This is a genomic window from Nitrospira sp. BLG_2 (assembly GCF_049222245.1).
On the sequence record NZ_JBLYIG010000236.1, the window covers coordinates 1 to 2,209 of the forward strand.

A 2,209-nucleotide genomic window follows, 5' to 3' on the forward strand; every position below is an offset into this window, starting at 1 on the left:
GATGCTGTTGACGACGGCTTTACCTTGGATATTTCTCAAGCCGGTCTCCAACACCTCCCACTTGGAACTGTCGACCATGATGGGCACTTTGCAGATATCCGGCTCCGATGCAACGAGACGAAGAAACTTCTCCATCGCAGCCTTGGAGTCCAGCATGCCCTCATCCATGTTGATATCGATGATCTGTGCTCCGCCCTCTACTTGTTGCCGTGCCACCGACAGAGCCGCTTCATAATCGCCGGCCAAAATCAACTTCGCGAAAGCGGGCGAGCCGGTCACATTCGTTCGTTCACCGATATTGACGAAGTTCGAATCCGGCCGAATGGTAACGGCTTCAAGACCGCTCAATCGCGTGTATGGCTGGATTTTCGAACGCGCATGCGATTTGACCCCGTTCACAGCTTCGGCAATGCGCTTGATATGGGCCGGTGTTGTGCCGCAGCAGCCACCGACGATATTCAGCCATCCGTTTTCCGCCCATTCGCTCAATTGAGGCGCCAAGGTGTCCGGCGTTTCAGGAAAACCGGTCGGCAGCAACGGATTCGGCAAGCCGGCATTGGGATGAGCGGTGATGTAAATCGGCGCGATCCGCGACAATTCTTCGATCAGGGGGCGCATTTCTTTTGGGCCGAGCGCGCAGTTCATCCCGACGCTCAACAGCGGCACATGGGAAATAGAGTTCCAGAAGGCTTCGACGGTTTGCCCGGTCACCCCGCGATTGCTGCCTGCCTGAATGAACGTCACGGAGGCCATGATCGGAACCCGACGCGCGCCGGACGCGAATGCCTGCTGGATCGCAAAAAACGCGGCCTTCGCGTTCAATGTGTCGAAGATCGTCTCCACGAGCAGAAGATCGACACCGCCGTCGAGCAAGCCCTGAACTTGTTCCCCATAGGCCTTTACCAACTCCGCGAAAGTTGTCCCACGCGCCACGGGGCGGTTCACATCAGTGGAAATCGACGAAGTCTTGGTCGTCGGTCCGATCGCCCCGGCGACGAAACAACGCCGTCCCGGCTGCGTCCGTTGTACTGCCGCTACTGCCCGCTTGGCGCATTCCGCCCCGGCCTTGGACAGTTCATAGCCCAGGGTCTCCATCTTGTAATCGGCCAGCGAAATAGCCTGTGAATTGAACGTATTGGTCTCGATGATGTCGGCACCGGCTTCAAGATACTGCCGATGAATCTCTTCGATGAGAGACGGCTGCGTGGCATTCAACAGATCGTTATGACCTTTGAGATCCTTCGACCAGTCCTTGAACCGCTCCCCGCGAAAGGCCGCCTCATCCAGCTTTCGCTGCTGGATCATCGTCCCCATCGCACCGTCAAGAACAAGGATGCGCTCATGCAACAGCGCCTCAATGGAACTCTCACGGGAACTCTCGCGCGATATCGTCATAATCACCTTATGAATCAGCGGGACGTTTCTGACCTACTTATTCGCGATCATACTGGAAGGCCTTCGGATCGGGCAAGCAGGCTCCCCCCTTCCTTGACATAAAATTCCGGGCCTGGCTACGATGACGCATGAAGCATGTCCGGGCTATCGTACGAATGACGGCGTTGGTGTTTCTGTCCTGCATCGTCGTCTTTTCAGTGCACCTCTCCACAACGTTTGCCGCGCCCTATTTCGAGGATGGTTTTTTAGGGCTTTCCCAGAATGAACTCCATGAAAAACTCGGCATGCCGCAGGCCGTGCGGGACCGGAAATCCGCGCTGCGTGTCTTCACCTATTATCCGACCACCGATTGGTCGAAATACTACAGCAAATTGGTGTCGCCCGAAAACGGCGAAGATGTGTACACCTTCACGCGTGGGAGCATCGATGTCCGCTACTCCTTCGGCTACGCTGTCGATCCGAATGATCAACGTGAAAACAGACCGATGATTGTGCGGCTGGTAGACATCGAATTTTCCCAAGCCGTGCCGATCAGTCGGCTGCCGGATTTGATTCCGGAGTTTCGTCCTTCAACCGATCCCGCCGCCCCCGCCTTTCGCTCCAACATTTGGGTGCTGCTGTTCAAAGGTCCCCCTTCGTCCGAGGCCCGTTTCATCGTGAGAGAGAAGGGAAAAGACCAGCTCGATTGGACGCTCTGCTACCAACTATTTTCGATGCAAGGGCTTCCCGATCGCTTGACGGCCGAAGCCTTGATAGACCGTGTGGAGATCAGCGCGCAGAGTCTGCAGTTAGTCACGCTCCGGCAACGGCACAC

At 56.3% G+C, this 2,209-nt stretch carries 2 protein-coding genes; one reads left to right on the top strand and one right to left on the bottom strand.

From position 1 onward, the window contains the following. Window positions 1–1,395, bottom strand: a 1,395-nt coding sequence (locus ACOSYY_RS06590) for a homocysteine S-methyltransferase family protein (protein ID WP_421661471.1), incomplete at its 3' end; no start/stop codon positions are given. A gap of 128 nt (window positions 1,396–1,523) precedes the next feature. Here ACOSYY_RS06590 and ACOSYY_RS06595 point away from each other — a divergent pair. Next, window positions 1,524–2,209: hypothetical protein (locus tag ACOSYY_RS06595; protein ID WP_421661472.1), on the top strand; the 686-nt coding region annotated here is incomplete at its 3' end.